Below are 2,701 nucleotides of genomic sequence, written 5' to 3' on the forward strand. Positions count from 1 at the left end.
GTGGGGAACCGCCTGAACTGAAACATCTAAGTAGGGCGAGGAAGAGAAATCAACAGAGATTCCGCAAGTAGTGGCGAGCGAACGCGGAAGAGGGCAAACCGAAGGATTTATCCTTCGGGGTTGTGGACCGACACAACGGCAGGATAGGTTAGCCGAACGGTATGGGAAGGCCGGCCATAGCGGGTGAGAGCCCCGTAGGCGAAAACCGAGTTCTGTTAGTCGAGTTCCAGAGTACCGCCGGACACGTGAAACCCGGTGGGAAACTGGGGGGACCACCCTCCAACCCTAAATACTACCTGATGACCGATAGAGGAGCAGTACCGTGAGGGAAAGGTGAAAAGGACCCCGGGAGGGGAGTGAAAGAGAACCTGAAACCTTGTGCTTACAAGCACTCAAAGCCCGTTAATGGGTGATGAGGTACCTTTTGTAGAATGGTCCGGCGAGTTATTGTTACTGGCAAGCTTAAGGTATTCAGTACCGGAGGCGAAGGGAAACCGAGTGTGAACAGCGCGTATGAAGTCAGTGGCAATAGACCCGAAACCGGGTGACCTATCCATGGGCAGGTTGAAGTGGGGGTAAAACCCCATGGAGGACCGAACACACGCCCGTTGCAATGGTCGGTGATGACCTGTGGATAGCGGTGAAATTCCAATCGAACTCGGAGATAGCTGGTTCTCCCCGAAATAGCTTTAGGGCTAGCGTTAACTTAGATTACCGGAGGTAAAGCACTGAATGGGCTAGGGGCCGATAAGGTTACTGAACCCTATCAAACTCTGAATGCCGGATAATTGATGGTTAGCAGTCAGTCTACGTGAGATAAGTCTCGTGGACAAAAGGGAAACAGCCCAGACCCACAGCTAAGGTCCCAAATGTGTGCTAAGTGGAAAACGATGTGGAGTTGCGAAAACAACCAGGATGTTGGCTTAGAAGCAGCCACTCATTAAAAGAGTGCGTAATAGCTCACTGGTCGAGTGACTCTGCGCGGAAAATATAACGGGGCTAAGCATGCAACCGAAGCTTGGGCTGCGCAGCAATGCGCGGGGTAGGGGAGCGTCGTGTACGGGGTGAAGTCGTAGCGGAAGCAGCGGTGGACTTTACACGAGTGAGAATGCCGGAATGAGTAGCGAGAATTATGTGGGAATCATAATGGCCGAAAATCTAAGGTTTCCTGGGGAAGGTTCGTCCGCCCAGGGTAAGCCGGGAGCTAAGGCGAGGCCGAAAGGCGTAGTCGATGCACATACGGTTGAAATTCCGTAGCCACCGAACCTTAAGCACACTGACACATGGAGATAGCGGGACCCGGGCGTTGGTTGACCCGGGCGTAAGGGACCGAAATCAAGTAGGGAAGTCCGCGATGCTCTGTGGCGAGAAAAGGTGTGTGGTATGCTAAGGTGCCCGTACCGCAAACCGACACAGGTAGATGAGGAGAGAATCCTAAGGCCAACGGGAGAAGGGTTGTTAAGGAACTCGGCAAAATGACCCCGTAACTTCGGGATAAGGGGAGCCTCCTACGGGAGGCCGCAGCGAATAGGCCCAAGCGACTGTTTACCAAAAACACAGGTCTCTGCTAAATCGAAAGATGACGTATAGGGGCTGACGCCTGCCCGGTGCTGGAAGGTTAAGAGGAGATGTCAGGAGCAATCCGAAGCATTGAATCGAAGCCCCAGTAAACGGCGGCCGTAACTATAACGGTCCTAAGGTAGCGAAATTCCTTGTCAGGTAAGTTCTGACCCGCACGAATGGCGTAACGATTTGGGCACTGTCTCAACAGCCCACCCGGCGAAATTGTTGTACTGGTGAAGAAGCCAGTTACCCGCAACTAGACGGAAAGACCCCATGGAGCTTTACTGTAGCTTAATACTGGAAATCGGTAAATCATGTACAGGATAGGTGGGAGGCTTGGAAGCCTGGGCGTCAGCTTAGGTGGAGCCACCCTTGGGATACCACCCTTGATTTGCTGGTTTTCTAACCTGCGGCCGTGAATCCGGTCGGGGGACACTGTTAGGTGGGCAGTTTGACTGGGGCGGTCGCCTCCTAAAAGGTAACGGAGGCGCTCAAAGGTTCGTTCAGCACGGACGGAAACCGTGCAGTGAGTGTAAACGCATAAACGAGCCTAACTGCGAGACCGACGGGTCGAGCAGTAACGAAAGTTGGAGTTAGTGATCCGGCGGTATGCAAGTGGAAGTGCCGTCGCTCAACGGATAAAAGCTACCCTGGGGATAACAGGCTGATCTCCCCCAAGCGTCCACAGCGACGGGGAGGTTTGGCACCTCGATGTCGGCTCGTCACATCCTGGGGCTGAATTCGGTCCCAAGGGTTCGGCTGTTCGCCGATTAAAGTGGCACGCGAGCTGGGTTCAGAACGTCGTGAGACAGTTCGGTCCCTATCTGTTGCGGGCGTAAGAGATTTGAAGGGAGCTGTCCTTAGTACGAGAGGACCGGGATGGACGTACCTCTGGTGCACCAGTTGTTCTGCCAAGGGCATGGCTGGGTAGCTATGTACGGACGAGATAAACGCTGAAGGCATCTAAGCGTGAAACTCTCCCTAAGATTAGATCTCTCATCCTTCGGGAGTAAGGCACGTCGTAGACTATGACGTTGATAGGTCGGAGGTGGAAGCGCGGTAACGCGTGCAGCTGACCGATACTAATAAGCCGAGGGCTTGACCTTAACATGATGATTGCAGGCGCTTGCCTGATACT

General features: G+C 53.6%; 1 rRNA gene. It reads left to right on the forward strand.

The annotated features are described in order from the left end of the window. Positions 1–2,669: ribosomal RNA gene (locus J9789_RS16865) — 23S ribosomal RNA — on the forward strand; the annotation flags it as partial. Between the last annotated feature and the right edge of the window lie 32 nt (positions 2,670–2,701).

The organism is Flavonifractor sp. AGMB03687 (genome assembly GCF_017811815.1).
Classification (GTDB): domain Bacteria; phylum Bacillota; class Clostridia; order Oscillospirales; family Oscillospiraceae; genus Flavonifractor.